Source organism: Chitinophaga qingshengii (assembly GCF_014529935.1).
Lineage (GTDB): Bacteria > Bacteroidota > Bacteroidia > Chitinophagales > Chitinophagaceae > Chitinophaga > Chitinophaga qingshengii.
Window position 1 is genome coordinate 747,887 of the sequence record NZ_JACVFC010000002.1, and the last position, 19,939, is coordinate 767,825.

The 19,939-nt window shown below is 49.7% G+C and carries 15 protein-coding genes; 7 read left to right on the plus strand and 8 right to left on the minus strand.

The genetic code is table 11. The features are described from left to right. Window positions 1-179: 179 nt before the first annotated feature. From ICL07_RS18265 to ICL07_RS18275, 3 genes are all read left to right on the plus strand, one after another. Window positions 180-2,684, plus strand: a complete 2,505-nt coding sequence (locus ICL07_RS18265) for a cation-translocating P-type ATPase (protein WP_188089464.1) — start codon at window positions 180-182, stop codon at window positions 2,682-2,684. 91 nt (window positions 2,685-2,775) lie between these two features. Beyond that, entirely contained in the window at window positions 2,776-3,741 is a 966-nt protein-coding gene (locus tag ICL07_RS18270) for a 2-hydroxyacid dehydrogenase (RefSeq protein ID WP_188089465.1), read from the plus strand. 49 nt (window positions 3,742-3,790) lie between these two features. Then, entirely contained in the window at window positions 3,791-5,053 is a 1,263-nt protein-coding gene (locus ICL07_RS18275) for an acetyl-CoA C-acetyltransferase (RefSeq protein ID WP_223151974.1), read from the plus strand. Window positions 5,054-5,056: 3 nt separating this feature from the next. Here ICL07_RS18275 and ICL07_RS18280 read toward each other — a convergent pair whose 3' ends face one another. Beyond that, complete coding sequence (locus tag ICL07_RS18280; RefSeq protein WP_188089466.1) at window positions 5,057-6,205, minus strand: TlpA disulfide reductase family protein; 1,149 nt, start codon at window positions 6,203-6,205, stop codon at window positions 5,057-5,059. Between the two features lie 111 nt (window positions 6,206-6,316). On the opposite strand from ICL07_RS18280, the gene ICL07_RS18285 reads away from it, so the two are divergent. Then, the gene (locus tag ICL07_RS18285; protein WP_188089467.1) at window positions 6,317-6,547 is read left to right on the plus strand and encodes a hypothetical protein; all 231 of its coding nucleotides are present in this window, start codon (window positions 6,317-6,319) and stop codon (window positions 6,545-6,547) included. Window positions 6,548-6,655: 108 nt separating this feature from the next. Here the strand turns inward: ICL07_RS18285 and ICL07_RS18290 are convergent, their stop codons facing one another. From ICL07_RS18290 to ICL07_RS18315, 6 genes are all read right to left on the minus strand, one after another. Further along, window positions 6,656-7,216: a DUF1543 domain-containing protein gene (locus ICL07_RS18290; RefSeq protein WP_188089468.1), complete on the minus strand. Its 561-nt coding sequence runs from the start codon at window positions 7,214-7,216 to the stop codon at window positions 6,656-6,658. A gap of 41 nt (window positions 7,217-7,257) precedes the next feature. Continuing rightward, window positions 7,258-9,927: a GH116 family glycosyl-hydrolase gene (locus ICL07_RS18295; RefSeq protein ID WP_188089469.1), complete on the minus strand. Its 2,670-nt coding sequence runs from the start codon at window positions 9,925-9,927 to the stop codon at window positions 7,258-7,260. Window positions 9,928-9,964: 37 nt separating this feature from the next. Next, complete coding sequence (locus ICL07_RS18300; protein WP_188089470.1) at window positions 9,965-12,010, minus strand: HelD family protein; 2,046 nt, start codon at window positions 12,008-12,010, stop codon at window positions 9,965-9,967. A gap of 48 nt (window positions 12,011-12,058) precedes the next feature. Continuing rightward, window positions 12,059-12,646, minus strand: a complete 588-nt coding sequence (locus tag ICL07_RS18305) for a TetR/AcrR family transcriptional regulator (RefSeq protein WP_188089471.1) — start codon at window positions 12,644-12,646, stop codon at window positions 12,059-12,061. 75 nt (window positions 12,647-12,721) lie between these two features. Then, entirely contained in the window at window positions 12,722-13,750 is a 1,029-nt protein-coding gene (locus ICL07_RS18310) for a FecR family protein (protein WP_188089472.1), read from the minus strand. Then, a complete protein-coding gene (locus ICL07_RS18315; protein ID WP_223151976.1) occupies window positions 13,743-14,696 on the minus strand; it encodes a YheT family hydrolase in 954 nt (317 codons plus the stop codon). The genes ICL07_RS18310 and ICL07_RS18315 overlap by 8 nt, the downstream gene beginning before the upstream one ends. A 252-nt stretch (window positions 14,697-14,948) precedes the next feature. Here ICL07_RS18315 and ICL07_RS18320 point away from each other — a divergent pair, with 252 nt between their 5' ends. The 3 genes from ICL07_RS18320 to ICL07_RS18330 all read left to right on the plus strand — a co-directional run bounded on the left by ICL07_RS18320 (window position 14,949) and on the right by ICL07_RS18330 (window position 18,483). Beyond that, the gene (locus ICL07_RS18320; protein ID WP_188089474.1) at window positions 14,949-15,791 is read left to right on the plus strand and encodes a helix-turn-helix domain-containing protein; all 843 of its coding nucleotides are present in this window, start codon (window positions 14,949-14,951) and stop codon (window positions 15,789-15,791) included. A gap of 77 nt (window positions 15,792-15,868) precedes the next feature. Continuing rightward, the gene (locus tag ICL07_RS18325; protein WP_188089475.1) at window positions 15,869-17,071 is read left to right on the plus strand and encodes an MFS transporter; all 1,203 of its coding nucleotides are present in this window, start codon (window positions 15,869-15,871) and stop codon (window positions 17,069-17,071) included. Continuing rightward, window positions 17,068-18,483 carry an amidohydrolase family protein gene (locus ICL07_RS18330; RefSeq protein ID WP_188089476.1) on the plus strand — a complete coding sequence of 472 codons (1,416 nt, stop codon included), beginning with the start codon at window positions 17,068-17,070 and terminating at the stop codon, window positions 18,481-18,483. Before ICL07_RS18325 ends, ICL07_RS18330 begins: the two co-directional genes overlap by 4 nt. Window positions 18,484-18,589: 106 nt before the next feature. On the opposite strand, the gene lepB is transcribed toward ICL07_RS18330, so the two are convergent. Continuing rightward, window positions 18,590-19,789, minus strand: a complete 1,200-nt coding sequence (gene lepB / locus ICL07_RS18335; RefSeq protein ID WP_188089477.1) for a signal peptidase I — start codon at window positions 19,787-19,789, stop codon at window positions 18,590-18,592. Window positions 19,790-19,939 lie beyond the last annotated feature (150 nt).

Consider the following 19,939-nt stretch of genomic DNA (forward strand, 5'->3'; position numbering starts at 1 on the left):
AGTGACGACAGTTAGATAAAGTAAACCACAATAACCATTCCGACATATTCTTCCCATTGAAGGTAACACTTTTTGCCCCCTACCACTATTATTTATTATATTCGGCATACAATCGTTTTCTTCTTCCGAATGCAAACTGTGGCGGTTTTCAACGATAGTATCAACATAAAAACAGGCGTATGGCAGTAAAAATCAATCTTCCGGAAAATATCAGCGGCCTTGATGATGCAGGCGTAAAAGCCTCCAGGGAAGAAAACGGCCGGAATGTTCCGCCGGAACCCTCTATCAATCCGGTATTGGCGCTGCTCAAAGAAATACTGCAGGAGCCGATGCTGATGCTGCTGATTGCTGTCACCGCCATTTATTTTGTGCTGGGTGAATGGGGCGAGGCCTACTTTATGCTTGCCGCTATCGCCCTGGTATCGGGCATTTCATTCTACCAGGATAGCCGTAGCCGTAAGGCGCTGGAAGCGCTGGAAAAAATGAACGAGCCATTGAGCCGGGTCATCCGCAACGGATCGCTGCAATCTATTCCCACAACGGATATTGTAATCGGCGATATGCTCGTGGTATCCGAAGGCAATACCATCAATGCCGATGGTGTAATCGTACACAGCAACGATTTCTCTGTCAACGAATCTGCCCTCACCGGCGAAGCCTATGCTGTTTTTAAAGAAGCAGTCAGCGACGATCCCCGCGTATATAGCGGTACCGTGGTTGTATCCGGCCTCGCTATCTGCCAGGTGGAAAAGATCGGGGAACAAACCAAAATAGGACAGCTCGGCAGAGCCATTCTCGATATCCGCGAAGAGCCCACGCCACTGCAACAACAGATAGAACAGTTCGTAAAGGGGATGGCTATTATCGGCATCGGTGTATTTTTAGCGGTGTGGTTGTACAATTATATTCAGAGCCGCAGCCTGACGGACAGTCTCCTCAAAGGCCTCACCCTCGCCATGTCTATTCTGCCGGAAGAAATTCCCGTTGCGTTTACCACCTTTATGGCGCTGGGTTCGCGGCGACTGATGCAGCTGGGTATCATTGTAAAAAAGATACGTACCGTGGAAGCCCTGGGCAGCGCCACTGTTATCTGCACCGATAAAACAGGCACCATCACAGAGAACAGGATGAGCCTTCAGTCCGTGTATAACGCTGCCGACCATACGCTGTATGAAAATGATAATTGGCCTGCCGACGTTATCCGCGCCGCTATGTGGGCCAGTGAACCGGTCCCGTTTGACCCGATGGAAAAAACGCTGCACCAGTTGTATGCCCAAACTACGGGTACGGATGAACGCCCGCAGTACCGTATCGTACACGAGTATCCCCTGGAAGGCAAACCACCTATGATGACACACGTGTTCGCATCCGATAACGGGCAACGTATTATTGCCGCTAAAGGCGCTCCGGAAGCTATTCTCCGCGTTAGTCATCTGCCGGAGGCAGAAAAAAATAAAGTACAGCAACAACTGCAGGCACTGGCAGATAAAGGTTACCGTATACTGGGCATCGCCACCTCTTCCTTTACCGGTAACGATTTCCCGGAACAACAACAGGACCTGCCCTTTACCTTCGTAGGACTGGTAGCTTTTTACGATCCTCCCAAAGCCAATATCGGTCAGGTTTTTCAACAGTTTTACCAGGCGGGTATCAACATAAAAATTATTACGGGAGATAATAGCGCTACCACCAAAGCTATTGCCACACAGGCCGGCCTCCGGCATGCGAACGAAGCGGTGGATGGTGAAGCGCTGATGCAACAATCCCTGCCCGATATGCAGGCCACCTTACAACGCGTTAATATTTTTACACGTATGTTCCCCGAAGCCAAACTGGCAGCCATCGATGCATTGAAAGCAGACAACCAGGTGGTAGCCATGACCGGCGACGGTGTGAACGACGGCCCCGCTCTGAAAGCTGCCCATATCGGCATTGCCATGGGACAAAAAGGTACCGAGATCGCCAAACAGGCAGCCGCGCTGATCCTCGTCAACGACGACCTCTCCGGCATGGTAGACGCCGTAGCCATGGGCAGAAGAATCTACACCAACATCAAAAAAGCAGTACAGTATATTATCTCCATTCATATTCCGATTATCCTCACCGTATCGCTCCCGCTGTTCCTGGGATGGGTATATCCCAATATCTTTACCCCGGTGCATGTGATTTTTCTGGAACTGATCATGGGCCCTACCTGCTCTATCGTATACGAAAACGAACCCATGGAACCGAACGCTATGCAGCTACCGCCAAGGCCTATCAGTCAAACCTTCCTGTCCCTCCGGGAAATGGCCGTCAGCCTGCTGCAAGGCTTGTTTATTACCGCAGGCGTGCTGGGCATTTATCAATACAGCCTGGCACAGGGGCACAGCGAAACGTATACCCGCAGTATGGTATTTACCACGCTGGTACTGGCCAACGTATTTCTGACACAGGTGAACCGCTCTTTTTATTATTCCTTTATCGCCAGTATGCGCAACCACAACCGGCTGATGGTAGGTGTGATCCTGATTACGCTGCTACTACTGGCCGCCATGCTGTACATTCCGCCAGTGGCGGGTTTCTTTCATATCACGGCATTGGATATACGTTCTTTACTGACCTGCGCCGTCGTTGGTGCGATATCTGTACTGTGGTTTGAAATATGGAAATGGGGAAAACGATTTAGGAATTCACGGATTTAGGAATTTATGGATTTCGGGGATTGATCGAGTAATGATAAGGCACCCTACCACTCTCCCCAAAATCAAAAAATCGAAAATCAAAAAATGTTTTATGAGGGTTTTTGCGACAAGAATTATTCCTCCTGATGGACTGGCTTTATTACAACGTGCAGGCATCCACGTTACCCAATGGACCGAAAAGCGGGGCCTCTCCGCAGCCGAGCTGATAGCCCATTGTCAACAATACGACGCATTACTGCTGGCGAGCGACAATCATATAGACCGCGCCTTCCTGGAACAATGCCGGCACCTGAAAGTAGTGGCGCTGCTGTCTGTCGGTTACGATAAAGTAGATGTAGCTGCCGCTAATGAGCTGCGTGTGCCGGTTACCAATACGCCCGGCGTGCTCAGCGCCGCTACAGCCGATACCGCTTTCCTGCTGATGCAGGCCGTCGCCCGCAAAGCCTTTTTCCACTATAAACGTATTCTCCATGGTGAATGGAACTTCTCAGAACCTACTGCCAACCTGGGTTTCGACCTGGAAGGCAAAACGCTCGGCATCTGGGGACTGGGTAATATTGGATATGTGATGGCCCAACGTTGTGTCAGCGCATTCCATATGAAAGTGATTTATCATAACCGCGGCCGCAATGAAACGGCAGAAAAAGAACTCGGCGCCGTGAGAGTTTCTTTTGAGGAACTGCTCGCACAGAGTGACGTACTCTCGGTACATACTGCCCTTACGCCGGAAACAGCCGGCGTGTTTAACAAAGCAGTATTTAAACAAATGAAACCGTCAGCTGTTTTTATTAACACCGCCAGGGGTGGTATTCACAACGAAACGGACCTCATTGCCGCACTGGAACAGGGCACCATCTGGGGCGCCGGGCTGGACGTCACCAATCCCGAGCCTATGCAACCGGATAATCCCCTGCTGAACATGCCTACTGTGGCGGTATTACCACATATTGGCTCCGCCACCGTGGAAACACGTAATGCTATGTCGGTCATGGCAGCCCAAAACATTGTAGCGGCCTTTAATGGAACACCACTGCCCAACCAGGTGACCAGCCTCTGACAGCATCGCCGCTTCTTTCATTTTCAGTAACTTTAGGTAAATACACTTTATGAGAAAAGTGGCCATTATCGGCGGAAAACGTATCCCTTTTGTCAAATCGTTTAAGGAATATAACCGGGTGTCCAACCAGGAAATGCTCACTACCTGCTTGCATGCCCTGGTCAGCAGTTACCAGCTGGAAGGCAACCGTATCGGTGATGTAGCACTCGGCGCACTGCTGAACCGCTCCACTGAATGGAATTTCGCGCGGGAATGTGTGCTGGGCACGGCACTCGATCCGCATACACCGGCCTATAATGTACAACGCGCCTGCGGTACCAGTCTGGATGCCACCATCCAGCTGGGTTTGCGCATTGCAGCGGGACAAATAGAAACCGGCATTGCCGGCGGCAGCGATACCAATAGCGATCTCCCGTTGATGCTGCAGCAACAGCTTTCATGGAAACTCACCGCCCTTAAAGGCGCTAAAACACTGGGCGAAAGACTACGTATACTCACCTCAATCCGCTTCCGGGAACTGTCGCCCCTCTATCCGTCCATTGTAGAACCGCGTACCGGTCTTTCTATGGGACAACATACTGAAAAGATGGTGCAGGAATGGGGCATCAGCCGGCAGGACCAGGATGCGCTGGCATACACCAGTCATATGAACGCCACCCGCGCTTATATCGCCGGGTTCTTCGACGGCCTGGTGATCCCTTTCAAAAACGTAAGTCGCGATACGATTATCCGTTCGGATACCACACCCGAGAAACTCGCCACCCTGAAACCAGCCTTCGACCGCAGCGGCAAAGGCACGCTCACCGCCGGTAACAGCACAATCTACACCGACGGTGCAGCAGCGGTATTGCTGGCCTGCGAAGAATACGCCCAACGCAGGCAATGGCCGGTACAGGCTTACTTTGTAGATGGAGAAACCGCCGCCGTGGATTACGTACAGGGCGAAGGGCTACTGATGGCACCTACCTACGCTGTAGCCAGGATGTTGAAACGCAACAACCTGCGCTTGCAGGATTTTGATGTATATGAAATTCATGAAGCCTTTTGCGGACAGGTATTGTGCACCCTTAAAGCCTGGGAAGATGCTGCTTATTGTAAAAAACTGGGACTGGATGCCCCATTGGGGAGTATTGACCGGCGTAAACTAAATACGAAAGGTGGCAGTGTGGCTATCGGTCATCCTTTTGCCGCTACCGGCGCCAGGATAGTGGCGCAAACAGCAAAGATACTCCAGGAACGCGGCGAAGGCAGGGCTTTGATATCCATTTGCACTGCCGGCGGTATGGGCGTTACCGCGATCCTGGAGCGGTAAATATTATTTCAGCAATTTAGCAAGTTCTTCCTGCAGCGCCTCTCCACGCAGGTTGGAAGCGATAATCTTTCCGTTAGGATCGATCAGGAAGTTCTGCGGAATAGAACGGATCATGTACAACGCTGCAGCGTCTGCCTTCCACCATTTCAGATCGCTCACATGATACCAGGTCAGGCCGTCTTTTTCGATGGCTTCTGTCCATTTCTCATGCTGGCCTTCACGGTCCAGCGATACACCTAATACAGTGAAGTTTTTGTCTTTATACTGCTGGTAAGCTTTTACCACATTAGGGTTTTCCGCCCGGCAAGGACCGCACCAGCTGGCCCAGAAATCGAGCAGTACGTATTTACCTTTCAGGTCAGAAAGTTTCAAGGTTTTACCATCCGGAGTAGTAGACGCAAAGTCAGGCGCCGGTTGATGAATGCTCAGTTTAGCGGAAGCATTCATCAATTCCTGGATAGACAGTCCCAGGGAAGATTGACGCAGTGCCGGGGTGAATTTATTGAACAGCTCTTTTGTAGCAGCCACATCTTTTACACGGGTACCCAGGCTTTCTTTAAAGTTAGCGAGAGCGATGTAGTAGTCAGGATGCGCGTCGATAAAAGCGGTGGTAATGGCTGTCTGTTTTTTAAACATCACTTCCATGCGCTTGCCCATCGCCATCATAGCGGCCGTATCAACCGGACCGCCGTTGGATGCCCGCATCACGGCATAATATTCTGTACGGGCGGAATCAATCTGGTGTTTTACATCTTTCAGCTGTGCTTGTAATTGATCATCCTGCACGTTGAGCGGCGCACCTTTTACCACGCCTTTCGCCAACAAATTGCCTCCGCTGGTGTCTTTAACAGTCAGCGTTACTTTGTTGCCCGGCGCCAGATACAGGCTTTTGCTACCCCAATAGGATTTTCCTTCTTCTTTTTTCCTTACCTGTAAAGTGGCCTGAACAGTGTCTTCCAGCGGGAAAGACAGTTTAAACGCACCTTTTTCCACTTTAGCGGAATCCAGTACGCCGGATCTGCCCTTCAGCAGATAGATATACTCATTGTTAAAAACAGGTGGAATTTTACCTGTGACAGTGGCCCCTGGCTTTTGCGCATACAGGGAGGTCATAGCTGACATGGCAGCACATACGAGAAAAACTCTTTTCATCAGTGTTAATGGTTGGTTGTGGCCGGAAAATTATTAAAAAAAAAGTGATAATGATTTACCGCTCATCCCTATGGCGTAGTCTTTGTGACCATTGGTATAAAACCATGTGGTATGGCAAAAAATCGCAAACCCGCCGGACAACCGGAAGGCGAAGAACATCGCACTAAACGGGATGATACTGGTGAATTTCAGCAAACTGAGCAAACCAGTAATTATAACGAGACCGATGATCCCAAAAAAAGACAGGAAGAAAAGCAGGACCAGGAAGACCAGGAGGAACTGGAATATGATGAAGACCTGGACGAAAATTCCGAAGCTGAAACTGATGAAGAAAACCCGTAAAACAATTACGAATTACGAATGAAGTGTTTGTTGAGGAAACCAGGCATTACTTATTAACCGGCAAAATTCGTAATTCGTAATTCGTAATTCGTAATTCGTAATTCGTAATTAAAGTTTATGTAACTGGAAGTATCCGAGGAACAACTCGTCTTCCTGGGCAGATGCCTCCGCAGGCGTTATTTTCAGCTGGTATTGCGCACGTATGGTTGCTGGTAGAATATCTTTTACCGGAACAATATCATCTACATCCACCCCGTACTTGTCATCTACATGGGAGGTAGCGGTATCGAAAGTAGTGTGTTTGTAAAACGCCGTTTCTTTTGCTTCGCGGATAGCCGCCCCAATGTCTTTGCTGACACGGAGCATTTTATAATGGAACTCTTCCATCTCTCCCGGTTTGTATCCGCCCAGATTCAGGAAATACAACTGTTCGGCGTTTTCTATGGCTTCATCGCGGGATACGATGGCGATGTCATAATTGCCTACCCTGTTGACTTCACGCCAGCCGTCAACATGTAATTTATCACCGGCTTCGGGCCAGAAAGCTTTCATATCCGGTACCAGGTCGCTCACTTTACGGGCGATGCCGAAAAAAACATCATGCTGCTCCGTATGCCTGCCTGGCAACGTACATCCCAGCAATAACATGTATAATTTTAAAGGTTCCATTGACAAAGGATTTAACGAACGCAAAGCTACTTAATTCCGCGTCAGGACGTAATGGTTATATGCAGTGTTTCATCTTTATGCAAGGTAACTGCTTCATCCAGGCGGATAGTTACCTGGCCATCCTCTTCGACAAACGTAGCCGGTAGTTGGCGATTGCCCATCTTTACCACTACTGTATCCGGATTGGCTTGTTCAAAACAACAGAGGCGTAATGATAAGCTGCCGTGTTTCAGCATGAGCTGGTATTCGCCCCGATGGCCTTGTTGTTGCTGCGTGTAAGTACCCCACCCTGCCGCCGTTACAAAAGGCGCTTTAAAATTCTCCCGCTGCAAGGCAGGTGCAAAGCGGATGTACTGCGCCGGACCATGAAACACAAACCCGCATGCCGTCACGAAAGTACCGTAGCTGGCCATAGCACGGGCATAGTGGTCACTGCATTCTATTTCATTGAACGGATTACGTTTGGCCGCATGGTAACGGTCATGCACCGCCCTGGTGAGTGTAAGCGCTTCTGTAGTCATGCCTTCAGCCATCATATGGGAAGCCACCTGGTGCTCAAAACCACTCATGCACTCGTTGAAATAGCCCAGCTGCCAGGCATCTTTTACCCCAAACGGAAATTCTTCCTTATAGGGATTGGTATTCATGATCATACCACCCTCGCCGGCCAGCGCGTAAGGACGCCCGCCCGGATGAGCAGCGATATAAGGGCCTACATCCTGCATAAAATTATATTTCCACAAGGCCCGCAGGGCTGATAACGTTTTTTCTTTGTCCAGTATTCTGTCCATGCCCAGCTGGAAGGCCCAGCTCTGGCCATATACCTGGTCGATATGGCAGGTGTTGTAGCTACCAATTACAGAGCGGCCTTTTACTTTATCCGGCTGATGAATGAAGTATTCGCCGTTGTATAACTGCGATTCCATGTTACGGCGGCCTTTTTCCACATAGTCATTACAGATGTCTGCGAAATCGGTATCTCCTGTTTCCAGCGCCATGATTCCACCGGCTTTTACCGCTGCAATACACAACCCGGTTATCCAGGCAATCTCTCCATCCCAGATGGCGTCCAGTGTATTTTCCATGGGAGTGTCTTCCAGCCCGTCGCCGTTGCGGTCCTGGTGGAGAATGAACTGAGTCGCTTTTTTGATCTGTGGCCAGTTCTGTCGCAGGAAGCGGTCATCGGTACTCATCTGGTGCTCGCGGTAAATGCGCAGCACGGTGCCGGCCTGTCCATCGATAGCGGGGCGTTTTTCTGCTTCGCCGCGAAACAGGATACCGCCGTCCGGCATCATAGCGATGCCCAGGTCCACCCGCTGCCGTGTGTCGCGCTCCAGGGCGGGGAATATTCTGCCTACCGCCTGTGCATATTGCCATACATGCGTACAGGTGCCTTCACAGGCGCCTACGCCTTCCCAGGCATAAAAGCGGCCCGACTGAAAACGATGTGCCGTAGTAGTAGCCAGCGTGGAGATATTCATAAACGTGCGTTCCATGAGCCACCAGGGCAGTGTAGCATCGTACCAGGTAGCTTTCCACAGGCGGCTGTCGCCGGCGAGGCGGGTATGATGATGGCGCACATACCCCATCACTGCTGCCGCATCGGCAAACTGGTTGGCATAATACCGGCCTTTGCCCTGTATATCCTTAAACGACAGATTAGGAAAGTACCAGCTGATAGCGAAATCGCAGCGTGTATCCTTACCCGGTAGTAACCAGTGTTTAACCATTACTCCGGCGGTTAGTTTTTGGTTAATATTGCGAACCGACTGTTCACTACGGCGCCGACTAAACGTAGCAGCGCTGATGGGTAGTTCCAGTTGGGTATGGATGACAGCTTTTTCATCGAAGGCAGCGAGACAGAGATTGCCATAGTCCGGACTTTGCTGCAAGGCCGCACCGGCAGCGTCTTTGGCGCGTACGGCAGCCAATACGCCTTTCCAGCCTTTGCCTCCGGCAGCGGTGTTGGTCCGCTCGTGCAGGTTTTCTTTGGCGTGGTGCAGGGCGGCCTTGTTTTCCAGCCATCCCAGCAAAGTAGCTTCTACCGGCACTTTGCCTTTGTTATGTATATGAAAGGATAACAACGTGACCGGCAGTCCGGAATCATCTTCATTCAACGGAATAAAGGGAGAAAAGGCTTCCAGTGTAAGCGTTACCGGTAGTGCAGGGTCTACATACCGGATGGTGGCTATGGGGTAAGTGGCTTCGAAACTGATCTCCGGCCAGCTGGCTTCATCCAGCGGACGAATGATGGTCTCCTGACCTATCTTCAGTTGCAGTGCCATACCCTGGTCCAGCGGACGGATATTTTTAGACGGCTGTATATAACAGGCCCCATCACGGGAACGGACTTTTTTGGCTTGTCCCGGTACGGCTTCCTTCCATTCCACCTCTTTGGGTTCTATGCCTTCCTGGTTCTGGTTAAAAATATCCCACAGCCACAAACGGCCGTCCCCACCGAGATACACGGTGCCGCACATAATACCGCCCACCGGCATACCGATGTATTGTAGTTCGTTTTTTGTTTTAAGATAAGTGGTAGCCTGCCCCCGTTCGAATAAAGACGCCAGCCATGCGGCATCCCGCTGCGGTGCGAGCAACAGGCCGCCGCTCTGGTCAATAGCCCGTCCCAGCGCCGGTATCCTGATCATCCAGGCGCCGGCCATGGTGAGCCCTATATTCTTCAGAAATCTTCTGCGTGCAAGTCCCATAGGAGATGAATTGGTCAAGAGCAGAAAGATAATAAAATCAGGAAGGAATATTTTCCAAATATGGAGGAATGGGGCCGGTAGCTGTCAGGTGCAGAATATGCATGGCCCTGGTGCAGGCAATATACAGCATACTTCTTTCGATGTCTGTCTGATAGTTGGCTGCCGTTACGAAAGGGATGATCACCTGATCAAACTCAAGTCCTTTGGATAACTGTGCGCTGATGAGCATGACGCCATCCGTAAAACGGTGACTGGTATCGGTGAGCAACTGCACCGGCAAACCATCGAGTGTTTCCATCAGGGATGCCGCTATGGCAGCAGTTTTACAAATAATAGCCAATGATTTGTACCGTTGCTGTTGTGTAAAGGCAGTGATTCGTTGACGGATATACGTTATTTCTTCCTGTGGGTCTGTGGCGCGAAACAACGTAGGCGCCTGACCGTGGCGCTCCATCGGCAACAGCGTGGGATTGTAAATAATCTGCTGCGCCACCTGCAATATTTCCAGGGTAGAACGGTAACTTTTATTCAGTGTCATCTGGCAGGATTGCGGAAAAATACGCCGAAGGCTGTCCAGGTCGGTTTTACGCTCAGGATTCAGGGATTGGTGGATATCACCCAACAGCGTGATTTTACCCGAAAATAATTTGGCGATCACCGCATACTGCACCGGCGAATAATCCTGCATTTCATCTATCAGCAGATGTTTCACCTTTCGATGGGTGAATATCCCTTCCAGGCAGATTTTAAGATAAGCCAGTCCAAATGCATCGGGGTATTCCAGTACTTTTCCTTTCATTTTGAACAGGGCAGGCCGTCCTATCCATTTAAAAAAATCCTTGTACAACCGCAGGCTGTTCGCATTCCCCAACATCGCCGACACAGCTTTTTTCAGCAGTGCCTTATCTTTCGCACTGGCTTCATAGTGGTGTTTATACAAGAGGTATTTTACCAGTGCAGCGGCTGTTTCCGGACCTCTTTTCAGCAACGGCAACCGGTGATAAGCCTGGTATTGTTCCATGACCACATTTACCGGTATCGTGAAACGCGCCACAGATATGGATGCCGGTTGAAAAAGATGATTATTGAGATACACAACATATTCATTCAGTTGCTGCAGAAACCCGAACCCGGATTTATAATGTACGCTTTGCGTAAAAATATTGTTGTTGTTTTCCAGCAGAGCGGTTACCTGTTCAAACAAACTACCGATGGTATACTGATGATCCAGTATTTCGTGGACAAGCAGTCCCATACTGGTTTCCGGTACATTCTCCTCTCCCAGTTCCGGTAATACCTGTGAAATGTAATCGGCAAATATTTTGTTGGGAGAGATAATCAGTATATCCTTTGACGTGAGTGTATCGCGGTGACGGTACAACAGGAAAGCGATCCGGTGCAGGGCGATGGAAGTTTTACCCGAACCTGCTACTCCTTGTATGATCAGCACGGGTGAGGCCTCGTTGCGTATAATGGCGTGCTGGTCCTGCTGAATGGTGGCCACGATATTCTTCATTTTTTCATCCGTGCTAACGCTGAGTTCCCGTTGCAATAATTCATCGTATACCGGCGCGGTCGTGTCGATCATAAATTCCATCATCCCGTTTTTGATCCGGTATTGTCTTTTCAGGGAGATGTCTCCTGCGATAGTACCTGCCGGGGCTTCATAGGAAGCGGCGCCTGTCTCATAATCGTAGAACATACTGCTGATGGGAGATCGCCAGTCGTAGATGAGCGGGGTGCCGGCATCCGGGTCTTTCAGTGTGCACACCCCGATATATACCGGCAGCGCTTCCGGTTGATCGCTGGCTTTAAAATCTATTCTGCCGAAATAGGGTGTCTGCAGCAAGCGACCCAACTGTTTTGCTTTAGCCAGCGCCGCTTCGCCGCTGCCCGCTGTTTGTACGATGGATGAATGGAGAATAGCCTTCTCGTCCCTGTTATCCCGGATATATGTTTTTTGTTCCAGCAAGTCCGCCGCCCGCTTGTCTGCCAGGCGTTTACCGGCGGTGATCATAGCAGTGATCCGGAATTGTACCGCTGCCAGGTGTTCTTTTTCTTCTCTTTCAGTGAAGATGTGCATAGTTAATTATTTAATGAGCACTCATTCATTTAAACAAGCAAAAAAATTTTAAGGCTTCATTCCTTTCAGGGTATGGGCTAACGTTTGGAGCAGCAGTTCATCTGTCAGGGTGAACTTCCGTTTGCGGTGTATATGCTGACGGCTGAAGCTGATCAGTTGATACAACGGAGCAAAAGCGAGTGACCAGTACATTTCAAAAGGCATTTCCGCCAGCTGTTTATCTGCCACCGCTTTGGTGAGAAAAGCCAGCAACAGTTTACCATAGCGGGCTGTCAGCCGTTCTTCTATAGATTCGTATACACTGGTATACCGTACTTTTTCAATAAAGGCCACTTCTTCCGGATGCAGACGGGAGAACTGGTACCGGTTTTTCCATTGCAACTGCATGCCTTTGGCAAAAGGCATATCCGGCTCCAGGCCTTGCAGGCTGGATTCGAGGATACGCTGACTCACCTCCTGGCAAAGTGTTAACAGCAGCGCTTCCTTGTCCTTAAAATAGATGTAGATAGTACCGGGAGCCACGCCGGCCGCTTTGGCCAGTTTATTGACGCCAAAGGCTTCAATGCCATCCCGGACAATCATTTCAATTGCTTTCTGCTTTAACTGGATAACCTTGTTTTCATCTCTTGGCCGCATGCTGCAAATATAAATGAACAGTCGCTCATTTAAAAATTTTTATGCTGACAACCAGGGAAACATCTACCTAAAAAATCAGGGGAGGGAAAAATGCAGTTCATTACCGGCAAAGTAATAACGGGCCTGGCTGGAGGTTTCCACCGCTTTCAGAAACGCAGGCAGGTGATTTTTTTCCAGCGGTCCCGCCACCGTAAGATTGGCGATCTCCGGTTTATCAAATATCACCTGTACGGCAAACCAGCGTTCTATGATAGGTTTCAGGTCGCGCAGTTTCTGACCGTTGATAGCATATCCTTCCCCCTTCATCCATCCGCGGATGGTGGCGGTATCAAAAGGGGCGGTACGGAAACCGTTATAGTCGCCATAAACCGCTTCCATACCTGGTTTCAGCGTACGTTCTTCTCCATTGGCGCCGGCGATGGTAACGGCGCCTGCTACCAGCGACACGCGCACCCGTTCACCGTCATAGGCATTGAGATTGAAATCGGCCCCGGTGACGATCACCGAGGTATTGGGCGTATGTACTTCAAAGAGTTGTTGCGTGTTGGGCGTTACCTTAAACCAGGCTTCCCCTTCCAGGTATACTTCCCGTTTATGGTCCGGGAAATTGAACGGGAAACGCAGTTTGGAAGAAGAGTTCAGCCAGACTTCCGTTCCGTCTGACAAGGTTACCCGGTAATCTGCCCCCGGCGGTACCAGCAGGGTATTGAGCCCGTATCCTTTCGCCATACCTGCGAAACGGAGATTACCGGCATCGTTGCGCAGTTGTATTTGTCCCACCTGCCATAACTGAAAAGCACTGTCGCCCGTCAGCGCCAAAGAAATCCTGCCGGGCACTACCAGCTGCACCGGAATCCTCAGTGGCACAAAATCACGCGTTAGCGCGGTATGTGAGAGATCATGCCGGCGGGTATGATAAATGAAAAAACTACCGACAGCGCCAATGCATAGCAAAACGGCAGCAGCCCAGGCAAACCATTGACCGGAAAGACGGCGGGGAGGCGTGATAGGTTTATCTATTTGATCAGGATCGTGGGTCATTACATCAAAATAACAAAAAATAAATACCTGATCATGCATTTCTTCTCCGGTAGTATCAGGCATGTTCCCGGATAAAGGCCAACGCCCGTTGTTCTGACCAGTAATAGGGTTCGTTAAAGGTGACAAAACCAACGTGGCCTCCATTAAACGGTGTTTCCAGGAAAAAAGTATCGTTTTCCTCCGCTATTTTATAGGGATAACAGGCCGGACTCAAAAACGGATCATCCTTGGCATTGATCAGCAATGTGGGAATACTGATCTGGTGCAGTACACGGAGGGAACTGCATTGTTCCCAGTAGTCCGGCGCATCGCGGAAACCATGCATAGGCCCCGTATAACGGTCGTCGAACTGCCGGAAGGTGCGGATATGTTCAAATCCTTCCAGGCTGATGCCATCAGGATATTGTAGCTGTTTCTGTTGCAGCTTTTCCCGCAGATTACGGATAAACCGCTGCATGTAGATGATGTTGTGTTTCTTTTCCAGTTCCGCCGAACTGCCCGCCAGATCACAGGGTACGGAAATAGCCACCGCCGATTTGATCACCGGCAGCAAAGCCTTGCCACGCTCTCCGATATACTTCAGCGTAACATTGCCACCCAGCGAAAATCCGATCAGATGAATGGCTTTATACTTTCCAAGAGATATCAAATATTCGATCACAGTGTGCAAATCCTGCGTTTCGCCACTGTGGTAAAAACGCAGCAACTTATTCGGTTCTCCACTGCATCCCCGGAAGTTCATAGACACGGTATCAAAACCGGCTTCATTAAAAATATGCACCATTCCCAGCACATACTTCCGGGTAGAATTACCTTCCAGTCCGTGTAAGATCACCACCACCTTATCTTTCCCCTGTTCGCTGAAATCCAGGTCCAGGAAATCGCCGTCCGGTGTATCGATACGCCGCCGATGATAGGCAGCCGGTTTTATCTTCCGGAAAAGGGAAGGGTAGATGGTCTGCATATGACGATTACGAAAAAAGAAAGGCGCACTGAAACCCGACCCCATGATGGACATGATTAATACTGATTACATGATTCGCGAAGATCTCCTGACAGATCCCCTTTTGCTGTTTTTAATATGATCAGATCGAATTATTTCTCAGGATGATTGATCTGTATCAGAACACAAAGATAAACAGTAAATTGCCAGCAGGAAAGTATTATCGGAACAAAAGGTGATCTCCTCGAATTATGTAATCAGTATTAATCATGTCCATCAGGGGTTCGTCTTCGCTAATCATATAAATCAGCAATCATCATGTCCATCAAGGGGTTACGGGTATGGGGAATTGAAAAAATCTTCAATCTGCCTTATAAGCAGGAAGATTTTAAGCTCCTGCAACATGAGCCCATCAATTCGCCCGTGATAGAGGAAGCGCATAAGCATGATTTTTTTATGTTGCTGATGGTGGGGAGTAAAGGTAGTGGCACACATACCATCGACTTCAGGGATTACAAGGTAGCGCCGCGGACCGTTTTTTTCCTGGCGCCCGGACAGGCCCACCAGTGGAACCTTTCACCGCATACCAACGGTTACCAGGTAATGTTTTCCGGTAGTTTTATGTTGCAGAAAGGCCCCCTATGGCCTTTTTTCACCCCTTCGGCTACGCCGGTGCTGAAACTGTCGGCCGAACAATATACCCAGCTGGCAGCCGAATTGCAGCTCATGGTGGGGGAAACCGCTGCCAATATTACCCAGCACCGGTTACAGGTTATTTTGTTGCTGCTGCAACGCTGGTATGCCATAGCTTATCCTACCGAAACAGCCGCTTCCGGCAACCGGTTGATCAACCGTTTCCTGCAACTGCTCGAAAAACAATATGCCCAGCACAGCGAGGTGAACTATTACGCTGCACGCCTGCATGTAACAGCCAGTTATCTTAATACCGTCTGCAAAAAGGAATCCGGGACCACTGCCGGTGAATACATCCGGGAAAGGTTGCTGCTGGAAGCCAAGCGCCTGCTGATACTGACAGACATGGATGTGAAAGAGATCGCTTTTTCCCTGGGCTTCAATGATACCTCCTATTTCTCCCGCTTTTTCCGCAAGTATACTACCCAAACGCCCGTAGATTTTCGTCGCCACGCCGATCATCTATAAAAAGTACCCGTCATTTGATAGTAAGTACCATTTTTCGCTTTGCAGCCATGCTACTTTTGCCGTAAACGAATGATTGTATGAAAAATGTGATGACGCTGCCCTTTGAAAGGAAAGGCAGCCGGATAACAAATGCTTTGGTCGTACTGATGGCCGTTACCTGTGGCATGGTCGTGGCTAATATCTATTATAACCAGCCACTGTTACTGATGATGGCCGGCACCTTTGGTGTGAGCCATGAAAAAGTAAGCATCATTGCAACGATTACCCAGGTAGGATATACTCTGGGATTATTGTTTGTTGTACCGCTGGGGGATAAAACAGAGAGACGTAAACTGATATTGTGGAAACTGGCCGGCGCCACGGTTTGTATGTGGCTGGCAGCTGCCTCGGTGCATTATTACATGATGGTAGCCGCCAGTTTATTCATCGGCTTTTTCTCCGCAGTGCCACAGCTGTTGCTGCCCATGGCCGCTACACTGGCACCCGATGAATCCCGTGGAAAAGTAGTCGGTAAAGTGATGAGCGGACTGCTGATCGGTATCCTCTTATCACGCACCCTTAGCGGCATCATCGGCGCTCACCTTGGCTGGCGGGCGGTGTTCCTGTCAGGCGGCGTGATGATGGCTATTTTACTGGCAGTATTATATCGCATGTTGCCGGCAGATCCACCCTCTTTCGCCGGTAGTTACGGTAGCCTGATGAAATCGCTGGTATCGCTGGTAAAAACCTATCCGCCGCTGCGACAGGCAGCCTTCACCAGCTTCCTCACTTTCGGCGCCTTCAGTGTGTTCTGGACGACGCTGGTATTTCTGCTGGAAGGCGGTCCCTTCTTTTATAAAAGCGATATGGTAGGTCTGTTTGGCTTGATAGGCGCCTGTGGCGCGCTGGCAGCGCCTGCAGCAGGCAAATCGGCCGACAGCAGAGGACCACAGTTCACCCTGCGCCTCGGTATCTTAGCCATGCTGGTGGCTTTTGTGATCATGGGATTTTCTTCCGCCTCACTCATAGGATTGATTGCCGGTGTTATCCTGCTGGATATCGGTCAACAGGTAGCGCATATCTCCAACCAGTCGAAAGTATTTTCGCTGTTGCCCGAAGCACGCAGCCGGCTCAATACCGTATATATGACCAGTGCTTTCTCCGGCGGCGCCCTCGGCTCCCTGCTGGGTGCACAGGTATGGAGCCACTGGCAGTGGACCGGCGTTTCTTTCCTCGGTGGCACCTTCGTGCTGGCAGCACTTTTAATGAATCTTCAACAACGGAATAATACAGCATCATGAAAAAAAGTACAATGATTTTCCTCTCTTTACTGGGAGGAATCACCGTCTCCGCACAACAACCGGCGGACCTGATCATCACTCCCGTAAAAGTGATCGATGTCAACACCGGGAAGATCACGCCTAACCAGGCGATTGTAGTACGCCATGATACGATTCTGGCCGTTACCACACCACAGAAAGCAAAGCAATATATAGCCACCCGAACATTCGACGGCGGTAACCACTACGCCATGCCCGGCTTGTGGGATAACCATATGCACTTCGGTGGCGGCGATACCCTCGCTGATGAAAATAAAAACTTCCTGCCGCTCTACCTGGCGCATGGCATTACCACCATCCGCGATTGCTCTGCCGATATCAGTCAGGATGTATTGAAATGGCGGGAGGAAGTCAATAGCGGTCAGCTGCAAGGCCCTACCATTTTCACTTCCGGTCCCAAACTGGAAGGGTATAAGTCCGTATGGCTCAATGATCTTGAAATAGGTACCACTGCCGAACTAAACCAGGCGCTGGACTCACTGCAACGGATACACGTTGATTTCGTTAAAATCACCGACAACACCATCAAACCGGAGCTATACCTGGAAGCGGTGAAAGCAGCACGCAAAAGAGGGATGATCATCTCCGGCCACGTACCGTATGTACTGACGATGCAACAGGTCACCGATGCTGGTCTTAGCTCCGTAGAACACCTGTCATACGTTTGGAAAGCAGGCGTAAAAGACGAAGCAGCCCTCTCCCGCGCCATCGCCAGCGGAGACCTCAAAGGCCGCGATATTAACCGGTATATACTGACCCATTTTGATACCACCGCCGCGATGAAGGCCTATCGCCATATGGCAGCCAAAGGCACGGCGGTTACTCCTACCCTTTCCCTCGGAAAGATACTGGCTTATTTCGATCAGGACGATCATGCGCATGATCCTTACCTGGCTTATATCGGTAAAGGGTTACAGAAGACCTATGAGATGCGTGTGAAACGGGTGATGCGCGACGACAGTGCCGCCATCGCCTACCGCAAAGAGATATACGAAAAGGAATCTGCTATCCTGCCGCTGCTGCAAAAAGCCGGCGTAATGATCATGGCAGGCACCGATGCCGGTTACCTCAATTCATTTGACTATCCTGGTATCGGGCTTCACCGGGAACTGGCGCTGATGGTACATTTCGGGCTTACTCCCCTACAGGCGTTACAGGCATCCGTGGTCAACTCACCGGTATTCCTGCATCAGCAAAGATATGGCACACTGGCTGCCGGCAAAAGAGCAGATATTCTATTGCTGAATGCTAACCCACTGGAAGATATCCACAACACGGAAAAAATTCAGGCTGTCGTAACAAAAGGACAATTGCTGGACCGCGCCACACTGGACCAGTTGCTCAATAAAATCAAAGCGGGCAACGCTCATTGATATAGCGAAATATCGTAAACACCAATACCTAGGGATGGGTATTGGTGTTTATCTTTCGCAAAATGAATGAAATCTTCACCAGCTCGGGACAATAAACCATTCTCCATCATTTAATCAACGTAAAAAACCTGCTCCAGCGGATATAAAAATCCTTATAGGTTTTGTGGAAGCTAAACCATATCAACCACGCTTTGCCGATCAGATGATCTTCCGGTACAAAGCCCCAGAAGCGGGAATCGATGGACTGGTGACGGTTATCTCCCATCATCCAGTAATAATTCATTTGAAAGGTATAGGCAGTTGTTTGCCTGCCGTTGATAAATATTTTATCGCCTTTCACTTCCAGCTGGTTGTGTTCATAATTTTCGATGATACGGCGGTACAGTGGTAACACACAGGTATCCAGTTGCACGGTAGCACCTTTTTTAGGCACGTAAATCGGCCCATAGGTATCTTCACTCCAGGGGTAATTGTCCGGGTTACCCGGAAAGATCCCCTTTCTCGTTTTAACTTTAGGGTCTGGCTGAATGGTATCTCCCCATTGTTTTATCAACGCCGCTTTTTCCGTAGTGAGATCGTACAGGTAATAGCGGGAAGAATCTTCTCCCAGTCCATATCCCGCATCGAGGTGCAGGTCTTTTTGTTGTTTGTCATTAAACGGTTTGCCCGTCCTTGTTTTCACCCGGTAACTGGTGAGCGCTTCCGGTGGCGCGAATCCCGGTTCGCCGTTTACAAACAGTTGTCCGTCTACTACCATGATGGTATCTCCGCTAATGCCCACACAACGTTTGATCCAGGTCTCCCTTTTATCTACCGGCCGGTAGATAGGGTCACCGTAAAACAGTTTGAGTGTGTCCGGTGTCAGGTTGCGCTTCATCACATAATAGTCCGCATCATCGCCTGATTTGCTGTATATAGCAGTATCTCCCAGCGGATAGTTAAACACGATGACATCGTTTCGTTTTATCTTACTGAAGCCGGGCAATCGCATATAGGGCCACTGGATAGCCGTGGAAAAGGCTTTCGTGGTTTTGGTAAAAGGCAGGGTGTGATTGGTAAAGGGCCATGCCAGCGGGGTCATGGGAATCCGTGGACCATAGCTGATCTTGCTGACAAACAGATAGTCGTGAATTAACAGGGTCCTTTCCATAGAGCCGCTGGGGATCATAAAAGCCTCAAACAGGAAGGTCCGGATCAGCGCAGCCACCACGATCGCAAAAACGGCAGCTTCTATCCATTCCCTTACTTTTGACTTCTTTTTTTGGGGTCCCCCGGCTTTTTTCCTCTTCCAGAAAAATAGCTTCATCGAGTTGGCTTTAGGATAATCAGTTGTCTTAACAATTTAACCAATAAAAACCATATCCGTACAAAAATTATTTGGCCTCAAATCCGCTGCAGTAAAGCCGCAGCAACATTTTCTGCGGGGATAAAACCTTTTTCTTAATTTCGGTCATTA

Excerpts from the sequence above, each read along its gene's own strand:
- ICL07_RS18265 (WP_188089464.1), top strand. The coding sequence starts at position 180 with ATGGCAGTAAAAATCAATCTTCCGGAAAATATCAGCGGCCTTGATGAT.
- ICL07_RS18270 (WP_188089465.1), top strand. The coding sequence starts at position 2,776 with ATGAGGGTTTTTGCGACAAGAATTATTCCTCCTGATGGACTGGCTTTA.
- ICL07_RS18275 (WP_223151974.1), top strand. The coding sequence starts at position 3,791 with ATGAGAAAAGTGGCCATTATCGGCGGAAAACGTATCCCTTTTGTCAAA.
- ICL07_RS18280 (WP_188089466.1), bottom strand. The coding sequence starts at position 6,205 with ATGAAAAGAGTTTTTCTCGTATGTGCTGCCATGTCAGCTATGACCTCC.
- ICL07_RS18285 (WP_188089467.1), top strand. The coding sequence starts at position 6,317 with ATGGCAAAAAATCGCAAACCCGCCGGACAACCGGAAGGCGAAGAACAT.
- ICL07_RS18290 (WP_188089468.1), bottom strand. The coding sequence starts at position 7,216 with ATGGAACCTTTAAAATTATACATGTTATTGCTGGGATGTACGTTGCCA.
- ICL07_RS18295 (WP_188089469.1), bottom strand. The coding sequence starts at position 9,927 with ATGGGACTTGCACGCAGAAGATTTCTGAAGAATATAGGGCTCACCATG.
- ICL07_RS18300 (WP_188089470.1), bottom strand. The coding sequence starts at position 12,010 with ATGCACATCTTCACTGAAAGAGAAGAAAAAGAACACCTGGCAGCGGTA.
- ICL07_RS18305 (WP_188089471.1), bottom strand. The coding sequence starts at position 12,646 with ATGCGGCCAAGAGATGAAAACAAGGTTATCCAGTTAAAGCAGAAAGCA.
- ICL07_RS18310 (WP_188089472.1), bottom strand. The coding sequence starts at position 13,750 with ATGCCTGATACTACCGGAGAAGAAATGCATGATCAGGTATTTATTTTT.
- ICL07_RS18315 (WP_223151976.1), bottom strand. The coding sequence starts at position 14,696 with ATGGGGTCGGGTTTCAGTGCGCCTTTCTTTTTTCGTAATCGTCATATG.
- ICL07_RS18320 (WP_188089474.1), top strand. The coding sequence starts at position 14,949 with ATGTCCATCAAGGGGTTACGGGTATGGGGAATTGAAAAAATCTTCAAT.
- ICL07_RS18325 (WP_188089475.1), top strand. The coding sequence starts at position 15,869 with ATGAAAAATGTGATGACGCTGCCCTTTGAAAGGAAAGGCAGCCGGATA.
- ICL07_RS18330 (WP_188089476.1), top strand. The coding sequence starts at position 17,068 with ATGAAAAAAAGTACAATGATTTTCCTCTCTTTACTGGGAGGAATCACC.
- lepB (WP_188089477.1), bottom strand. The coding sequence starts at position 19,789 with ATGAAGCTATTTTTCTGGAAGAGGAAAAAAGCCGGGGGACCCCAAAAA.